Genomic DNA, 19,082 nt, shown 5'->3' with positions numbered 1-19,082 from the left:
CTACAGATAGCATCAGCGGATGAAATAGCAAGTGAAGCGGTCAGCTAACCCCAGCGGGCACATCAGCTCTGATGGAGGTGTCGGCGCCGCAGCGTTCCAGTCGATACATTATGCGATCATTTGAGCACAGAACGGGAACATTCGTGCTAACGGGAAAGGGCCCGCTTACCTGGACGATAGCGTATTCAGTGGCGGTCTAGGCTTGTTCGAAGGCTTGCTATGGGTGATGCCTACATTGATTTGCCTGTATGCCGATTGGAGTGCGCCCTTGGGGTGGGCAGATCGCGATGACACCTGCCTAACCTCTATCTGGACGTGGGCAACTCCCTGCCCAGACGCACGTAGCCCAGCAGGTCTGCATCCGCGATCGGCCGCCGTTCACGGCGCACGACGCCATCGACGCCGGCGCAAATCACTGTAACCTCGTCGTCGCCGACCTCATGAACGATGCCGCCGTCGACACCGCGAACGACGCCGCGTTCGGCACCGCGGACATAGAAGGCAATGTCGCCCGGCAGCGGTGTTTCGTCCTCAGGAATAACGGCACCGCGAACGCGCGCGCTGAGGAAGGCCCTGTACGGCGTGGAGGTCACATCGACACCATCCGGATTGCCTGCATCCCGAATGATCCTTATGACGAACGGAGCCCACGCGGGATCTGGACGATTGAGACCGGAAACATTCGATGCCGATGCGCCTAGAGCGGGTCCGGCAGTCACCACCGCCAACGGCACCGCGTTCATTTCTCGGATCGCCAGGCGATGGACTGCCCTGCTTTGAGGCGTTTGGCCGAGCGGGCGGGGAATGCTGAACTTGCTTTCCTCTTCGACGGCATTGAGCAGGAACAGGTTGGCGACCGTCGGTGACATCTGCGAACCCGGGAAATAGGTCCTGAACAGGCTCAATGCCTTGCTGCGATGGGAGAAGAATTCATAGGTTCGTTGCTGGACGAATTGCGCGAGTTCGGGGCGTGCTTTGCTGACTAGGAGCGCATACGGTTCGTAGGTGTAATAGACGTGTTGCGGTTCGATCTCGTAGGGGCACCCGTGCGTTTCCCTCCAGGCCGCAAGCTTGGAGCGGATGATCTCCTGGTCGCCGAAATAGACACGCCGTTCCCAGGAGCGACCGGCAGCGCAGAACCACCGGATGAGTTCGGTATGGTTCTTGAACACACAGACGAAGTATTCTTGTTTCAGGTCGAATGGATTGTCCTTTGTTGCGCAGTCGTTCTCGATCTCGCAATTGCCCGGATCGCTTCTGATTCCAAAGCGATCAACTAGGCAGGCCTGGCGCGCTACCTTACGGGCCGTGGTGTTTTTCACGAAGGCGAGGAAGGAGTCGGGATGCCCCACGCGTGTGTTGCGCACTAGGTAGGAGACACCGGAGGCAAACACGATGGGCGAGAAGATGCCGCCGGTGTCGGCGACCTCCGCGTCAAAGCGCAGCGTGGTAGGATCGCAGAGGATGTCGATCTTGGTCTTCGGATCCTCCGGATCGACGAATGCGCCGCTCTCGTCGTCGTCCCTGCGCAAGCGTGTGAAGCGGTCCTCCGCCGATACTTCCACCGAAACGAGCTCGTAGCCGGAGCTGTCGAATATCGCATAGCACAGGTCGGCGATGTAGCCCTTAAATGTCCGCTCCTCGCCGGAGCCGACGGTGTAGGAAAACGGTTCGGCATCGGCGCGGAAGCCTGCGACGACCTTGGGTCTCTCAAACGACGCGGCTTGCGACGGCGACGCGGGCAAGAGGACGGAGACGATCGGGACGCTCAAGCCGAGAAGAGTCATGCCGGCGGCGACGGCGATCGCGGGCCTCGCGCCTTGCGATCTTTCTTTTTCCTGCCGCCTGCTGCCGCCCGATCCGGATTTTTGCCCCCCGCGAACCGGCCTCACGAAAAGACCGGCCGTCAGCAGCGCAACCGCGAAATAGACGACGAAATCCGTTAGACCATATGCCCGAGAGAACGCGCCGAAGTCGGAGAGGACGATCGCGGGGCAGTCGTCCCCATTGCAGTTGACCAGTTCCCAGAACAGCAGGTGAAGGAGCATGGCCGAAGAGACGGCGATGGCAGCCGCTATTCCGAGACCGGCGGCGCGGGCGCCGGAGCGGGACTTGTCGAGCGCTTCGGCGGCCACTACCGTCATCGGCACGAACACGAGCGCGCCGAGTGCCTGCGACAGGAAATAGGCGAATGCCGGTCGCGGTCCGCCGAACAGGAGCTGCCTGAAGCGGGCGGGGTTGTCGGCGATGACAAACATCCACAGCATCGTCAGAACCGCGAGGCCGAACAGCGCCGCAACGAGCGTCAGAAACAGGATCGCCAGGATGCGGCCGGCGTGCTTCCGGGGGCCGGACCTGTCCCACTGCTTGTTGTCGATCAGGTATTGGCGCCACATCAGGACGGCGCAGAGCGGCAGCCAGAAGAGCGCCGCAATTCTAAACGTCTCAAGGGCGGCGGTCGCCGATACGGTAACAGCATTCTTGTCGATCTCGGTCAGAGGCAAGTGCAGGTCGAAGACCACCATGCAGACATAGAGCAGGAACACGGGGAACAGCAGCACGAGCACCCAGAAATCGGCGTCGAGGCGTGTATCTTCGTGGAAGGTCTGCGTCAGGACCCGCTTGATCATCGAGTCCGGAATCCTGCCGTAGTCGCGGTCTCTCTCGGCATAGACCGTCAATATCGCTCCCAGTTCCTCCCGCGCCCGGTCGAGCTGCTCGGTGGCACCCTTCAGCCTCACTTCCAGCTGGCGGTGATGCCTGGCGTGTTTCTCCGCTGCGTGACCGGTGGCCCCAGAAGAGCCGTCGCCTGGCTTGTCCTCCCCGTGCTGCTGTTCGCCCACATCGTTCTGCGGCAGGTGACGTCCGGCGTGCTCCTCCGCCTCGTCGTTGGCGGTTGCGGAGGGATCGTAGCTGGCGTTGAGCAGGTCCCCGAAATTGTCCAGCGCCGCTTCGGCGGCGTCCGTTTCCCTCTCGACAAGCGGACGCAAATCGTCGGCGACGGCGATATCTGGCCAAGCTTTCTTGTCGGCGATCATGGCGGCCATGAGCTCGACCTGCGTCCATTTCTGCGCCAGACGCGGCACGCCGTTGCCGAACTTGGTGTGCGCCTTGATCCAGCGGGGTATGCGCTTCTCATTGTCGCTCAGGAGCTTCCTGGCGCCTTCGTCGTTGACGATTTCCTTGTCGAGTGCGTCGAGCAGCTTGCGGGTTCGCTCCTTGATCCGCACCGGAATTCCGACCCAGCGATGGACCCGCTGGCGCAACCATGTTTCCCCCACTTCGAGCGGCCGCAGCAGGGGTGTAAATCCGGCGATGGCGAATGCCAGGATGAGCGGCCATTGCGTACTGGTGAGGGTGCCGCGATTGATGTCGACCTGAAGCCCCGCTACGGGAATGGTGTTCACTGCGCTGAAGATCAGCTCGCCGAAGAACGTGAGCGCCGTGTAGATGACGAGCATCGTTCCGGCATAGTAGAGATAGGCCCGCCGCATCGGGCCGGTCCCGCGCAACTGGGTCGGGGCGAGTTCGTGTAGGACATGATAGTCGAAGGAGGAGGGATCGAAGCTGCGCTGGCGGAAACGCTGCCAGGCGAAGATGACGATGACGAGGGCGCCGAAGAGGAAGGCCAGTTGAAAATTCCAGTCGGGGCGCACCCCCATCAGCGGCAGCGGCAGTCGCTGCGGCGTGGCTGCCTGGAGCAAGTCGTAGTTCCATAATGTCGTCGGAACGCCATCCGGCCAGACGTCTTTGACCGTCTCATCCATGATTGCCCCCGTCGGCTACCCGTAGAAAATCCTCAGCAGGACTGTACCCTCGGGTCGCAAGGGCCCCCTGCATGCGCTTGATCGAAATGGCCAGTTGGGGCGAGGATGGACAAGGCCAATAGGAATGCGAGCAAAATTCTATGCATTGTAACCTCCCTCGGAAATGCGGAATGATGCAGCAATGAATGGATATCTGCAGTTACAAATGGAACAGTGTGGTGTGCCACGACTTTGATGATGCTCCCAGAATGTTAAGCCGCGTTGGCTGCTGGTGACGGAATTTGAATGGTAGTCAGCAGCTCTTCGACCGTCTGGGGAGGTACCAAGGCCCTGTTTAAACCATCTCCCGCGTAGTATGTCTCTCCGCGCCTAACCACCTTGTGCGCCCCCGGACAGTCCTGGAGAACGGGGAGCGAGGCCCATTCCTTTGCAAGCGCCAGACCAAACTCGACCTTAGATAAATCACCTGCAACGTACCGCTGGTACCCGCGGATTTTTAACAGCTCGTAACCAAGGCGGTCCTGAAGTCCAGAATCGAATAGTTCCGTCCCTTGCAAATGAAGCCTGTCGCGGAGGCGTAGTAGGGTTGGCGTCATGAACTGATATCGACCGCACGCTGGGGACCGAAACAATCTTCGCCATAAGGGTCCGGTATTGATAACCTCCGACAACGTCATGGTTGTTAAGGGCTTCGGAAAGTTGTCTTGGTTATTCCCATATAATGTCTCATAACCTGCAGGGGCTTCGGCATCCCCAATAAGCTTTAGAAGTGCTTGTGCACCACTTGGCAAACCTCCGTCGTTGTCGACCTCCGCCAATGCAACACGGCCTTCAAGCACCTCGTCGATCTTGCTCCAGGTAAGTGGCCCCACGATGCCGTCAGGACGCAAGCCGAAGTCGCTTTGAAACCGTCGAACCGCTGATTCAGTGGCCGCACCGAACTTGCCGTCCTGTTCCTCATGTACCGCTCGCTGGATTAAAATTACGTCCGGCCCTTTTGAACCTCGTTCCAACGTTGGACGCCCGCTGCGGGCATCACTTGCGGGAATGGGGCCGCGAATGGCCGCCGTCCCGCGCATTATCTGGCGCACACCCTCTCGGAACAAATCCATGTCAAATAGAGGGTCAATCTTGCGCCCCTTGGGAAGCGCATACTCTCTGTGGCCACAGCACATTTCGGAGCTTTCGCCGATATAGGAGAGAATGGCGGCTACACCGCGCCGATAGGCGTCCATTTGCCAGTCAGGCCAGTGCGCTTGCGGGGTGCCTGGGTTCTCAGCTTCAACACCGATAAAGCTGGAGTTTCCAGTTTTTACCCCGTTCCACTCCCCTACGCCGGCATGGTTGGCCCGCCCGGCGGCAATCAGGTACCAAGTGCCGTCGATGCCTAGGCCAAGCTGGGCCAGTGGCCCCGGCAATGGGCGCGTGCCTCCTCTGCCTTGAATAAGTGTCTTGAGCGTCGGCATATTCCCGGGCCCGCTGCTCCCTGTATGGTGACACATAACACCGCGTACTTTTCCCATTTCGGAAACGCCACGGTTCACCCAACCGTTCGTCTCCGCAACCTTCAATCCTGCTGCACGGAGGACTTCCGACAGCCAAACCAATGAATACGACATCGTCCCTCTCCCATTAATGAACAAGTGGCTTTTCAATACCTCCGGATGCCTTCGGAAGATCCAGGTCATCAGTCGTCTCGTCACCCTCCAGCTCGGTATCGCACAAACAGTAATCAAGATGATCGTTGGGGTCGGTCGGCGGTGCCTGTGGCGCGGCCGTACCGTTCGCGGGCTGCGTTCGGCCAGCGGGATTTGTCGCGTCGGCTTGTGACCGCGATGCGGTCGCACGCGACGTATCTCTTCGCGATCTCGATTGAGAAGCAGGTGCGGTCGCGGGATCCGCTATGACCGGCACGAATTTTGAATCCAGCAAGTCTCCGACAAGACGTTCGGAAAAGCCGGCCAGGAACGCGACGACGATCGCGATATCAATGTTCGGCGGGCTGCAGTTGGGACCGGAGACGCACAACGTTATGGGACTCGCCTGCCCGAAGGACAGCTCAAATATGTGACTTCTAAATATCGCGAATAGCACCACTGCCGAGATCGCGCCGATCACGATCCGCAGGCCACCATCCACGAGGTTATCGCGCAGCCTCAAATCGGTTTGTATGGTCCTCCCCCTAATGCCAATTGCTATAGAGAAGAAGGCTCCCAGGCACCCAAGTCCTGTCGCCATCCAAATATCGTTTTGTGCGACGAATTTAGGGAAATCCAGCGAATGCAACAGCCAGAACACAAGGAAGATCGCCACTGTCAAAAAGCCAGCGGTCAGGACATATTGCACGCGGCCGGTCGAAGTTCGCTCTTCCAGAATTTCGTGTTTGATCGCGCCGAGTAGCATCTCGGCGCTCGCCTGATCGCCTTGCAACGCAACGACTAGGGCATCCGCAGTTCTGCGGTCATAACGTTTGGCACGGGCGTCCGCAGCCGCTATGTTTGGATGCCTTTTTCGCTGAGCCTTATCCAAGCTGGCATGTTTCGAGCTTCGCCAGCCGTCAATCAGGCCATTGATTTCGCCGCGGAGCGGGGCCAAATGCGCAAGCGCCAGCTTCTGCTCCATCGCCAGTTGTTCGCCATCGGCATACTGGATCATTACGCGTTCCGAATTCGCGTAGACGGCGTATACTTTCGGTATTTTGCTATAGACCGTTACTATCTCCAGGCCGGTAAGATCAGTTTTGCCTACTGAAATATCCCCTACAGTCTCGCCACTCATTGACGCCCCTCCAAAGAATAATCTCTGTAATAATGACATATTCGAGAAAGTTGCACGCCAGCCGAACCATTCCGTCCGAGAAGCTGCCGCTCAAGGGACGAAGTTGCACGAGAAACCGGCCACGGCGGTGCGTGCCGCAGTTTATGCTCACCCGAAGTTCAACTCGACCCCGGTCAGGTTTTTGATAGCAGCCCCAATAACGGAGAATACAGCTGACAGAACTTTCTGCGCGGTGTCGTAAACCATGAACTCGGAATACAGCACAACGTTGCTGAGCGCCAATTCCTGCGTATGTATCGCAACGTCTGCATTTTCTCTTGAAATAGCGCCGGTTGCGAGCCCCACCTGCGTCATCCATGCTTTCTGCGCGAGGGACTTGAGGTGGACTGATAGCTCTTTCTTGATCTCGTTAAAGTTTCCCAGCACTATTGACGCTATCTGTTTGAGCATCCCCGTAAGCAGATCGCTCGCGCTTTCCGGCTTAAACGTTGCAAGATCGATTCCGTTTGCCATCAAACTAGCCCCCCAACCGGCCTTCCATAATCTTTGCGATGTCGCATGCGTCCTTAGTGGCGAAGACCGCCAAAGTCTCTCTGTTCAGGTTGGACTTCCGATGGGCAGTCATCTGTGAATTTAATGCATTTTCACAGTTTTCCAGTGCTCTTGTGATGATCTGCGCGGGGCGGCCAGAGGCCCTAACCCTGAGGTACTGCTCCCGGCCCCTCGAGACATCGATCGCTGCAGTAACATTGGCCAACGCATCAACGTAGTAGACCTGCACCATTGCGAACGCGGGCGGGGAAGTGTACACCTTCGAGACTGCGACGTTTATCTTGTCGATGCTGTCGTTTACTGCTTCAAGGTGCTCGAATATCGTCTCATCGTAGCTCGGTAGAAACGTAACGCATGCCGCACTGAATGCAGCCAAGATAACGGCGGCTGATCCCCTAAAAGTTGACCGCATAACGGCACACCCCTCATCCTCGGCTTGATCGTATTTTTGCCTCCGCTCGCAGGGAGGTGGAGTGCATCTCCACCGGCCCGATCCCGCCGAAGCCAGCACTGCCACGCACCTCTCAGCTTATTGAGCCAGCTCTGAAACAGCCACTGCCCAGAGCGAGCTGCACGCGCTCAGTTGTCCCGAGGGGTTGCCTGTCGCATTTGCCTTCTCCCCTCCAGAGCCCAGCTAGCCTTGCGCGCCGGCGCCCGGCTGAATGGCAAATAGCGTCCGATCCAGCTCTCTGCGGAATTCACGCTTCTCCGAATTGGACTTGGTCGGCTTCTTGCTCGCGAGGTCTGCCGTCTCAGACGGGACATTCCCGTCCAAAATTCTGCTCAACGTCGACAGCAGCGTTGCCTTGTCGTTGTCGAAGTCGCCGTGGTGGCGGGCATTGCTCGTCTCGCCCGGCGCTACGTGCCACCGCCGGCTCTTCTTGTTGAAGAATTTGTCGAGCTGCGGCGCGACGTTGCGCGCTAGGCCGAGCAATGGTTCGCCGTCGCGGCTCGGCACACCAGGTATATGCGCGAAACGCTCGAAGGCGTTGCTGACCAGGTAGAGCAAAGACTTGTGATAGATCCCGGCACAATCGTCATCACGTTCGGTGGGGTCATCAAGCGTGTAAAGGTCGAATTTGCTGATTGCGCCCGACTCAATGGCTGGCTTATAGACCTTGTTGAAGACAACCATCGTGCAAGCCGGGGCCCACAGGCTGACGCTTGCAACAGGTATTTTCGCTGCTGCCAGCCTCTTGATGATCGGCGCGAGGAAGATCGAGCCTGCGCTGTGGCCAACCATGTGGACTTCATCGATCCCCCCGAGTTTGTGGAGGTCGATCAGGTGCTCTGCGACAAGATTCGCCGAGCCGTTCTTTTCGGAGGACGCTCCTTCCGCATTTTCCTTCATTTCGTCCCAAAGTGCTTTCCCGCCGAGATTTCGCGCCACGACCTCAAGTGTGTCATCCAAGCGGTCCAGCAAGAAATCCGTCGCCCGATCCAGGACGCCTTCCTCCCGACGGCGGCCGATTGCTTCTCGCAGGATGTTCGTGATCGTGGTCGACGCGTCAGAACGCCAAATGAAGGATAGCGGATAGACTTCGGACGCCAGCAGCGGCGCGAGGTTGCTGGAGACGGTCTGGATGGCAGCGTCCTGTTTCACCAGTCCGCCATGGGCGAACAGCAGAACCCGCTTCTTCTTCCAGCCAGCCATCGTTTTGAGCATCCCCTGCTTCAGAAGTCGCTCGAGCCCCGTGGGGGTGAGGCCGTATGTTCCCTTGTCATCAAGGACACCATCGTTCTTCGAGGTGATGACGTGGGGGCGAAGGTCCGCATACATCTGGCTTTCATAACTGCGCGGTGCGTCCGCCCGCATATTCGCTGTCGCAATCGGCGAGACGAGATCCACTGGAGCCCCGAGCGATGCTACCCACACGTCCGTCCCGTTCGCGAGCCAATCCGAGTATGATAGATTTGCGATGCCTCCTTTTCCCCAGGTTGGACCCCAACTGTTTTGGATCCAGAAACCCCGCCGGTTATATCCGACGATCGCGAAAGCGTGACCGCCAATCCAGCCCGCCCTGTATTCGATCTCCTCGTCATCCGTCCTAACGCGCTGCCAACCTTCGTGAACCTTTGACGTGGCGAAGAGGATGCCGGTCTCGTTTATTGCCGCGTGCATGGACACTAGGTCCTTATGGTTCACGCGAAAATAGGCGCCTAGCGGGCGGGCAAGAGCATCGGCAGATCGCTCGTCATCTAGCGAAGGATCCGGATTGCGTGCCTTCCAGAGTTCAAGAGCGCACAGGCCATGCTTGAACCACCCCTTCATGGCGCCGCGGGCGCTCGAGCCCTCGTAATCTTCGCCAGGCCATTCGTCGTATCGCTTCGCCATCGCATAGAGCATCCAAGCGCTCACCTCGTCAGCGGTCGGATCCTTGCCACGAGCTCGCAACAAGTAATTCGCAACCGTCGCCAGCCCAAATCCGGTGCACGCACCTTCCCGCCCTTGGTCGAGGACGGGTATCTTGAGGCCCCGATAAGCCTCCAAGTCAGTCTGCCCCTGGACGCGGATCAGGGTGGGGACGAAGATTGCGTCCCTGAAGTCGATGGTATCCGGAAGGGCGTCCAGCGTCCGTTCGAGTGTCCTCTTACCTTGCTTGGCCATTTCGCTCCCCCTGTGCTCCCTTCAGGCTGACAGTGGCGGCCACTGACGAGCGGGACGGTCGAATACGTATGTGAGATACAAGCTGCGGCGTTTCGGTCAGATGCCCGCTGAACCGGGCAGAGCGGCATCGCCAGTTTCTGCAATTCGAGTCTGGATCGGGATCGCTCCGATGCTCGGGAACCTACTGTTTTTACGCCATTAATAAAGAATAAAGGCTACGTATTTCTTTGCAGCAAAAAGCACCGCCAAGAAAGCCGTTCGCGAAAACGCTCAAAACAAAGTTATCCTCCGGATTTTCTTCTGAAAACCCTTGTCGTGTATTGCTTTATGAGACCCCACTCAATCTTTTCGTGAGCATATTATGATTTTCAATTTGCTAATGCAAGCCAAAAGTGTTAACAAGAAAGAATATCGCTCAAACTATTGATTGCAGTTCATATACTGGACGCGAGAAGGACGCGACCGACTATCCTGCTTACCTGGGCGGGATAGGGGCACCGGTAAACGCCCGTACGTCTGATATGCGCCACGACAATCGCCATCCAGCGTAGACACCGCCGTTTCGTAGTTACGTTATATCTAGGCGAGCGCAGGAATGCGTTACCCGCGTAACATTGGAAACCGCAAGAACGCGCTGAGGTAAATGCTGGGGGACAGCTCAGAAAGAAACGGCCGCATTCTTACGGTTAAGTGGCAAACGACATCTGGCTTCTCTAATGCATTGTGGCTAGTTGCTCTTATCGCGGAAGCATCGCGCGGAGGCAAACCATGCGGATCCTTACTGTTATTTCAGCAATAACAGTCATGCTGCTGGTCGGCGGATACGCGGCGGGCCAGGAGCTGACGGACTTTCTGGAATTGCAGGGCGAAAAGGTTCCGCTCGCGATCAACTCCAGCCGGATTGGCGTTCTCTCCCGCGAAGACGCTACCTTCGAGAAGGTCAGGGAGTTCGCGGACGGCCGTGGGTACAAAATCGCGGACCAATTGCCGGGAGGACTGTACATCCTCGATATCGGCCGCACGCACGAGCGGGCTGAACTGGTTCAGCTTCCACGCACCCTGAGACGGGAGGGCGGCGAGCTGATAGCGCAAGCCGGCATTGTCGGGACGGCGCCTGGCATTGACAACCCGCTCATCATCACCGACGACCTCATCGTTCAATTCAGGCCGGAGCTTTCGGGCGAGCGGATACGGGATCTGTTCGCCGAGAATTCGGTGTCGATCGTAGAGGCGAGTATCTATTCCGCGAACCAGTTTGTCTTGCGGGTCGACGAAACCTCGAAGGCCGACGCTTTGCAGATCAGCGCCCGGTTTCAATCAATGACTGATCTCGTTGAGTTTGCGCATCCCGACTTCATCACCGTCGTCGAGCCGCGCGAATTCCTGCCGAACGATCCGTTATTCGGGCACCAATGGCATCTTCACAACACAGCGCAGGGCATGGGTGAGGAGGATGCAGACATCGACGCTTCGCTGGCGTGGGATATGGAGCAAGGTGCAGCCGCTACAACGATTGCGATTATCGACTTCGGCTTCGAGATAACGCATCCGGACTTGCAGCCCAACGTAGTAAGCGGCTGGGACTTCGTCCAGAATGACAATGATCCCTCGGGGCCTGATATAGCCAGCGGCAGCAGACATGGCACGGCCGTAGCCGGCGTGGCCGCAGCAAAAGGCAACAATGCGACCGGTGTCGCGGGCAGCTGCCCTCAATGCAGTCTGATGCTGCTCCGCATAGGCGCGTCATCCGCGGCTTCGACGGTCGCCGCGGCAATCGGCTACGCTGAGAACCACGGTGCAGCAGTCATATCGAACAGTTGGAGCTATCCTGCGGCTCCGGCGCTCGTGAATGCTCTGAATAGTGCGGCAACGTCAGGCCGCGCGGGACTGGGCAGCGTCGTTTTGCTTGCTATGCGCAACTCGCACGTCGACGATTGCAGCTCCTCCCGCCTTCCGTCGCTTGACAGCGTGATCGCGGTGGGGCGTTCGACCAACCGGGATTTGATCGACGATCTTGCCCCCTTTGGAACATGCCTGGATCTCTTGGCTCCTACAGCCTGGCTGTCAACTATCTCTTCGGGCAGAGGAACGTTGTGGATCACCTCAACCGACATATTGGGAACTGCAGGATACAACACCAATGACATCCTTGCCCCCTGCCCTGAGCTGGTTTCGCCCCCGGCCGACGCGCTCGACTACACCCGCTGTTTCATTGGCACTTCGTCGTCAACGCCTTTGACCGCGGGGGTGGCGGGTTTGGTACTCACCGCGAGCCCAGGTCTCACTCGGCTGGAGGTTCAGCACCTGCTGCAGGATACGGCCGACAAAATCGAGGATTCAGTCGGCGTGTATTCTCCGGGCAACGGGCGCAGCGCGCCGTCCTCCGGCCCACCTAGCCATGGTTGGGGGCGCCTCAACGCCTTCGAGGCCGTACGCGTGGCGGCTTCTGCCGCTCAGGGGGGCCGCGCTGGCGTCGACCTGTTTTTGCGCGACAACCGTCTGGACTGGGGCAACACCGAACAGCCCAGCAATACGCTGTTCGAGGCCCCGCGCGGCACGATCGGCCATTGGGAGAGCATGGACATCAAGGTGGACGCGCCACCCTATCAAACGGCGCCGACCGCCGCGACGTTCGAAAACTTTCCCGATGAGACGCCCAGCGCAGTGAGCGGCGACGTCAATCGGGCCTATGTTCGAATTCGTAACCGCGGCCCAGAAGAGGCCGCAACGGCAACGGTCAAGCTGCATTGGGCTCAATTCGGCACGGCGCTGCCGCCGCTACCCGCCGACTTTTGGACGCATTTTCCGGCCGACTCGACCGATACGTCGCAATGGCATCCGCTCAACTGTGCCGGCTCAAGCGGTACGACGTGCACAGTCGCAAATCTCGCCTATTCGGGCTCCTCGGTAGCAATGACGAGCGGCGATGCCGCCCGCATCGTTCAGTTCGACTTTCCGGCGCCCGCAGTTGACCCGGCTTTATCCAACCATTTCTGTCTGCTCGCGATGGTGGACTCCCCCCAGGATCGGATCTCTCAAGGTTCCAAGGCGAGCTTCTTCGTCGACGGGATTACACCTAACGATAATAACGTTACTCACCGCAATTATGTAAATCTGCCGATGATGCGCTCTTTCGTCGAGCGTCTCCTTGTCCGCAATCCGTTCGATAGGCCGATACGAACTGAACTTCGCGTGACGGCGCCGGCCGACTGGGAGGTTTCGATCGATTCTTTTGGGGTCGGAAAGCCATTCGAGCTCAAACCCCTAGAGCAGGTTCCTGTCAGCCTGACGATCGGCAACGCATTCGGCAGAGGCGTCGTGACCCTGTCACAGGAGGAGCTGGAGGGGGAGAATACTACGCTCATCGGCGGATTGAGCCTGCGCTTTCGGCCTGAGTGAATATCGAGTGCGTATTCTGCACCTGTGAGCAAGGGGGATATCATGGAAGACCGTAAGGAATTTTTCTTCGTTAACCGGTCGTTTCCGGCGGCACTGGCCATTGCCGCTGGAATCCTGCTGGCGCCCTGCCAGTCGGCATTTGCCGCTGAATGCACAAAGAAGCAGTCGGAGCCTGCAATGGACGCCGCTATCGAAACTCAGTGGGGTGGCGTCACTGTGCCGTCTGATGACCGGCAAAAGATCGACGATCTGTTCAGCCGCTACGCCTGGGCTCTTGATCAGCGTGACCCCGACCGGTTTGCAGCTCTGTTTACCGTAACCGGAAGCTACGAGGTTTGCACCGGCGAGGGAAACATTCGGATCTACGTCGCAGCATCGAATGAAGAAATCAAAATGAAGATCAAGCAGGAATTCGACCAGACAGAAGATGTCTTCCAGTCCCGACACGTTCTCGCCAACACGCTTCTGCGTGCCCTCGACAAGAGCCAGGCCTTTCTCGAATCGAAGACGACGATGATGGTCACTGTTCAACGAAGCGACGGCGATCGAGTGTTGCCTGAGCCGGACTATACGGCGGATGTAAGAGGCACCCTCGAAAGGGATGGCTCCGGGATCTGGAGGTTTGCGAAGCTGACTGTCTACGCCGACACACCTGAATTCGAGCCCATGGGACGGTGAGTTGCGGCACCTGCGCAGAACGCTTGCCGCTGGTTCGGCTGTCATCGGGGCACTCGTCTTGGCCGGTCTTGCAGGCAATACCGATGGATCGGAGCGGCCCGGCGCGATCTCGGACGAGTCCTTCGCCGACGCCTTGCGGCGCTGGAATGGCGACATATTCTGGGAGCCGGCTTCCCAAAGCACCGACTCCGTCACACGGTTTGGCGATGAGGCTCGCGCTGTCTTCGGGCCGATTCCCGAAGCAGACTGTGGGAGCCCGGATGCGAGAATCTTTCCGCTCGAAGTCGACGGCAACATTGTCGATCTGGTCCCCAATCCAGACAAGCCCGGCCGCGTCCTAGAGTTTCAGCATAGGGACGTTTCCGGCAACGTGGTCAAATGGACCACGAGCATCCCAAAATGCGACAAGCCTTCGCTGGCCGGCACTGTCGCCTATTGCGGGCTGAACTCGCGCTTGCATCGTGTTGTTCGCGGCAATGTGGAATGGCTGTTCTTCTGCCGTAAGTCGAACAGCAGCCAGGAGGTCGCGAGTGATCCCTTTTGGCAAAGTTCCGACCCGCGCTTTGCGCTCCTCGGCACGATCGGCTTTAACAAGAACTCCGGCGAGATCGTCTTCTTTGACGGGCGTAAGGATCGAGCCGGGTTCGACTGGTCGAAGCCCTTTGTTCCCCCAGGCGGCCACTCTTACACCGATGCCACCGGGCGGGCGGCTGCGGCAGCGCTATACGATCCGACATTTCAGATCCGATGCCATTCGTGTCATGACAACAAAAGTCCCTACGTCATCGATCCGCACGTCGGACAGTCACGGGTCGGGTATTTTCTCGGAGGCAGCGATGCTCGTGCCGTTGCATTTGGTCTCGGTGACTATTTGCCCGAAAGATCCCGCCTCGAAGGGGCTCCCTTCCGCATCATCGGTTCCGGATACACCAGCAAATACGGGGGGGACATCGCGGGTGCCAGAACGGTGCGGGATCCGACCGGGAACTGCACGAACTGCCACACGTTGACGACACAGCTGACAGGCAGGCGCCTGGCTGCCGATGCCGTCGGGCGCCAGCCATTCATAGCCAATCCCGGCTGGGGGCAGACGCTCGTTCTTCGGGACGAAAAAAAGACACTCCAGCGGATTGACCGGCACAGGACTGATTGGGCGCGCCGAAGAGGCGATGGCAAGATCCACCCGTGGATGGTCCCCGGGGATGGTAACATACTCTCCAACACGGCTCCTGAAATAGATGGCTCGGACTGGAAGACGTTGAGCACCTGCCTGTGGGGGGCCGGCGGGGCGGAGTGCGGCTATCGGCCTCTCTACACGCCCTGTCCCGCTCCGGAGACAGATGGCGCCAGGGTCATCGACGCTGGCATCGAAGTCCTGCCGGCACCGATTGACGAGATCAATGCCAATCGCGCGCTTCGTGTCAGCTGGAAATATGTCAACGACTACGGCGGGGTTCCCGAACGCGATGATGTGCGATTCAATGTGGCGATGGGCCAACAGGCGATCACGGCGTACGCCGGCGCTCCCGGAGCCGGCTATCCGGCCATGGAGGATGCCCGGGGCGCAGGCTTTACCCCCGTCAGGCAAGGGATCGCCGTCTCCCCCACGGCAAGGCTCATTCAGAATATCTCCTATGCGGGGCACGCGCGTTGGACGGAACCTGCCCCGTCCAGATCGCCTCGGCTGTTCGAACTGTATCTGCCCGCGGTCTGCGGTCAGCGTTATCTCGTGCGAGTTTTACCGAAGCGGTTTTGCTTTGATCAGAGCAACATCGTTTATGGATCGATAGATCATCTGCTCTATGCCGACGTTCCCTGCGGGTGACCGCCGCCTCAATATTCGTCCGCTCCTTTGGGTTGACAGGCGCTTGGGCCAGTCACATCGTTGTGTGGCCTATTGTGCGACACTGACCGCTCGATGAGAGCTATAGGCTGCCGATTGGGAGCTCTACGATGGACGACGTTGCGAAATGGCTCGGCGGCTTGGGGCTCCAGCAGTTCGTAAGTACATTCGCGCTCTTCCAGTTGGACTTTGACGCCCTGCGTTCCCTTTCGGACCAGGAATTGCAGGAAATGCAAATCCCGCCTGGTCCACGCAAGAAAATACTGGCCGCCATCAAATTGCTGAACGAGGCAGATCGCCCGCCGGAGCGGAGGCAGATAACCATTCTGTTCTGTGATCTCGTAAACTCTACGGAGTACGCTGTTCGGCTGGAACCGGAAGATTTCCAGATATTGACGGAAACCTATCTTCAGCGGTGTACCAACATAGTGAGAAGCCGCAGTGGCATGATTGTAAATTACAGTGGCGATGCTCTTCTGGCGTTATTCGGATATCCGTTTACGGAGGAGGACGACGCCGACCGTGCCGTGCAGGCGGCGCTGGACATCGTACAAATCGCCCCAAGCATCGATGTCTCCGGTGGTCCACCGGTCCAAGTGCGAATCGGAGTTGCAAGCGGCCTTGCGGTGGTGGCCAAGCTTCTCGGCGCAAACAAGGGCGGACCCCCTGTGCCTTATGGCCCTCTTCCTAGCCTGGCTCAAAGGTTGCAGGCTCTCGCGCTTCCTCAAACCGTCCTGACGGATCAGCATACTTACAATGCCACAACAGGCGCGTTCGAATTCACCGACATAGGGCTGCACTCGCTGAAGGGATTGCCCGAACTCCGGGTCTGGCGTGTCGAACGTCCAAGAATCCTCGAAAGCCGGTTTGCCAAGAAGACCCGATTATTCAGGCTTGTCGCCCGAAGCGCGCAACTGCGGAAGCTCGTCACTCATTGGGACAAGGTGGTCGCGGAACGTCGCGGTCGGGTCGTTTTTCTGTCCGGGGAACCCGGTATCGGAAAATCCCGCCTCGCTTTCGAGGTCCAGCAGCGGATTGCGCGATGCACGCATCTGTCCCTTCAATGCTCGGCAACTTTCTCAAACAGTGCCTTCTATCCATTTCTCAACCTCCTGAAACGCTATGCTGGCATCCGGGACGGGGATCCGCCACACGTTACGCGGTCCCGACTCGAGACCATTCTGGCAACGAGTAGTGTTTCGAAAGAGGTATCGCTGCCGATATTCGAAAGACTCTTGTCCATTCCGCAGGTGCCCGTTCCCCAGCCAGGTCCCGCGCCTGTGGAGTTGAGCTCCGGACGCCAACAGGCCATTTCTCGCCGGGTCCTGGTGGACTGGTTGCACCATGTCGCTCAGCTCAATCCCGTCCTCGCCACGTTCGAGGATGAGCAATGGATTGATCCATCGTCGCGCGACGTCCTAGATGTGCTTATCAACGAGGCGCCCGCGCACCCAATGCTGATATTGGTCACCAGCCGCGGAAAGTCCGCCGAGACGGGCAGAAAAGCCAGACATGTATTCGAAATGCAACTAAAGCGCCTGAGCCGCCGCGAGTCCCAGACGCTGGTTCATGACGTAGCGGCGGGCGCAAATCTGTCGGAAGAGGTCCGCGCACGCGTCCTGAACAAGGCCGAAGGCGTGCCACTTTATGTCGAAGAACTTACGCGCGCGGCCATGGAGACGGGGCTGCCTCACGACCCTCAAGAGCAAGAGGCTCCTAAATCTGACATCCGCGTTCCCCGGGTCTTGCAACTGTCCTTGCTGTCGCGCTTGGACAAGCTGGGGTCCGGCAAGGCGATTTTGCAGATGGCCGCGGTCATTGGCCGCGAGTTCGATCTCAAGCTACTGGCCCATCTCTGCGGTCTGTCGAGGCGGGCTCTCGGTTCCGCGATTGTGCGGCTGACAGAGGCAGGGCTTGTTGCACCTCAGCTTTTCGCAAATCGATCCTCGTACGCATTCACGCACGCCCTTCTGCAGGAAGCGGCCCGTAGCACGCTGGTGCGCGAGCGCCGCCAGGAACTGCATCGACTGGTAGCGCAAGCCATCGAAAGCCTGGACCCAAAGAATGCGGCAGAACATCCGGAGCTGCTTGCCCAACATTTCGCAGAGGCTGGTATGTTTGAGCGCGCGGCCGACTGCTGGTTATCCGCTGGCCGCAATGTTGCAAAGACCTGGGCCAAGGTGGAGGCAGCCAACATGTTCGCGATGGGTCTGGCTTGCCTCGAACGGCTGCCGGCTTCGCGGATGCGCAGCGAAAAGGCTCTGCGCTTCGAACTTGAGCGAGGGGATGTTCTCTATGCTACGTTCGGATATGTCACACGCGAAGGTAGTACGGCCTATCGCAACGCCATGCGCCTTAGCGAGGAGCTTGGGGATTCCGAGGCGCTGATCAGCGCTTTGGACGGACTGTTCGGCACCGCCTTCAACTCCGCCCGTTTCACCGATGCCGAATGGGCCAGCGATCAGTTGATCGAAATTGGAAGAAAAAGTGACAGCCTCAGAGCGCGGGTCCTTGGGCTTCAGTTTAAGGGCATGAGCATCTTTTGTGGCGGCAATTTCAGAGGCGCCCGCCGCTACCTCGAACGGTCGCTCGGCTATGAGGCGCAGGCCAATTTGATTGGCAGCGATTTCCCGAGCATGGCCTATCTGTACCTTTCCTGGACAATGCACCTTCTTGGCCACCCGAGGCAGGCACTTGAGCAGTATAGTAAGGCGGAAGCCGTGACGCGCAGGCAAGCCGCGGCTCGGGTCGAGCGATGGGAATATAGGCTGTCTGCTTGCCTGGGTAACGGTTGCATACTGCTTGCTCTACAGAACAACACTGCGAAACTAAAAGAGGCGACCGAGGAGCTGGTTCCACTCGCACATGACCATGGTCTTAACCTTTGGGAAAATATGGGAAATTTCTTCACGGCCTGGGCCGTGGAGAGTGCGAGTCATGACCCCGCTGGCTTGCAGAGCATGCAAACAGTTTGCGATCGTCTCGGAGAGCAAAAGATCGATAAGTCCTGCTACTTGGGGCTGCTTGCTAGTGCCTACATACAATCAGGTAATTTAGGAAAGGCCGTCGCAGCAATTGAACAGGGACTCGAGCATGCCGTAAGTACCGGTGAGTACTATTTTGCCGCAGAACTCACTCGGCTTCGCGGCGAGGTCCAGCTGCAGTTGGAAGACGACCCCGTGGGAGCGGAGGCGTCATTCCGTGAAGCCATAAATATAGCGCGCGAGCAAGGTGCGAAGACCTGGGAAATTAAGGCGACTCAAAGCCTGGCTTCCCTTTGGGATACGCTTGGGCGACAATTTAAGATTGCCAGTGACTTTGAACTAGTCCCCGCAGAGCTCAAGCGCAGGCCAAGGGGGCGACGCCCGTTCACTTCGCGACTCGCCTGATTATTGTTGCTAACCGTGAACTTTCTCAGGTGATGTCACGTAAACATTTAGGACAGCGGAAAGGGGTA

General features: G+C 58.5%; 10 protein-coding genes. 4 read left to right on the top strand and 6 right to left on the bottom strand.

Features of this window, described 5'->3' with window-relative positions; translation table 11 throughout:
* Nucleotides 1-305: 305 nt before the first annotated feature.
* The 6 genes from AYK65_RS18380 to AYK65_RS18355 form a co-directional block, all read right to left on the bottom strand.
* Nucleotides 306-3,767 carry a type 2 periplasmic-binding domain-containing protein gene (locus AYK65_RS18380; protein WP_081159370.1) on the bottom strand — a complete coding sequence of 1,154 codons (3,462 nt, stop codon included), beginning with the start codon at nt 3,765-3,767 and terminating at the stop codon, nt 306-308.
* A gap of 251 nt (nt 3,768-4,018) precedes the next feature.
* Nucleotides 4,019-5,455, bottom strand: coding sequence for an N-acetylmuramoyl-L-alanine amidase (locus AYK65_RS18375; RefSeq protein WP_244560014.1), 1,437 nt, complete (start codon nt 5,453-5,455; stop codon nt 4,019-4,021).
* A complete protein-coding gene (locus AYK65_RS18370) occupies nt 5,400-6,545 on the bottom strand; it encodes a hypothetical protein (RefSeq protein ID WP_081159367.1) in 1,146 nt (381 codons plus the stop codon). The genes AYK65_RS18375 and AYK65_RS18370 overlap by 56 nt, the downstream gene beginning before the upstream one ends.
* Nucleotides 6,546-6,692: 147 nt before the next feature.
* The gene (locus tag AYK65_RS18365; protein WP_081159365.1) at nt 6,693-7,058 is read right to left on the bottom strand and encodes a hypothetical protein; all 366 of its coding nucleotides are present in this window, start codon (nt 7,056-7,058) and stop codon (nt 6,693-6,695) included.
* Between the two features lie 4 nt (nt 7,059-7,062).
* Nucleotides 7,063-7,473, bottom strand: coding sequence for a hypothetical protein (locus AYK65_RS18360; protein ID WP_244560013.1), 411 nt, complete (start codon nt 7,471-7,473; stop codon nt 7,063-7,065).
* A 258-nt stretch (nt 7,474-7,731) separates the two neighbouring features.
* The gene (locus AYK65_RS18355; protein ID WP_081159364.1) at nt 7,732-9,705 is read right to left on the bottom strand and encodes a C1 family peptidase; all 1,974 of its coding nucleotides are present in this window, start codon (nt 9,703-9,705) and stop codon (nt 7,732-7,734) included.
* Between the two features lie 768 nt (nt 9,706-10,473).
* Between AYK65_RS18355 and AYK65_RS18350 the strand changes: the two genes are divergently transcribed.
* From AYK65_RS18350 to AYK65_RS18335, 4 genes are all read left to right on the top strand, one after another.
* Entirely contained in the window at nt 10,474-13,104 is a 2,631-nt protein-coding gene (locus AYK65_RS18350) for a S8 family serine peptidase (RefSeq protein WP_244560012.1), read from the top strand.
* Between the two features lie 42 nt (nt 13,105-13,146).
* Nucleotides 13,147-13,782, top strand: coding sequence for a nuclear transport factor 2 family protein (locus tag AYK65_RS18345; protein ID WP_081159361.1), 636 nt, complete (start codon nt 13,147-13,149; stop codon nt 13,780-13,782).
* Between the two features lie 370 nt (nt 13,783-14,152).
* Nucleotides 14,153-15,607: a hypothetical protein gene (locus tag AYK65_RS18340; RefSeq protein ID WP_244560011.1), complete on the top strand. Its 1,455-nt coding sequence runs from the start codon at nt 14,153-14,155 to the stop codon at nt 15,605-15,607.
* Nucleotides 15,608-15,735: 128 nt separating this feature from the next.
* Complete coding sequence (locus tag AYK65_RS18335) at nt 15,736-19,014, top strand: ATP-binding protein (RefSeq protein WP_081159358.1); 3,279 nt, start codon at nt 15,736-15,738, stop codon at nt 19,012-19,014.
* Nucleotides 19,015-19,082: the final 68 nt, after the last annotated feature.

It is taken from the genome of Ensifer aridi, assembly GCF_002078505.1.
Classification (GTDB): Bacteria; Pseudomonadota; Alphaproteobacteria; order Rhizobiales; family Rhizobiaceae; genus Sinorhizobium; species Sinorhizobium aridi.
This window is presented reverse-complemented; position numbering and strand designations above follow the sequence as displayed.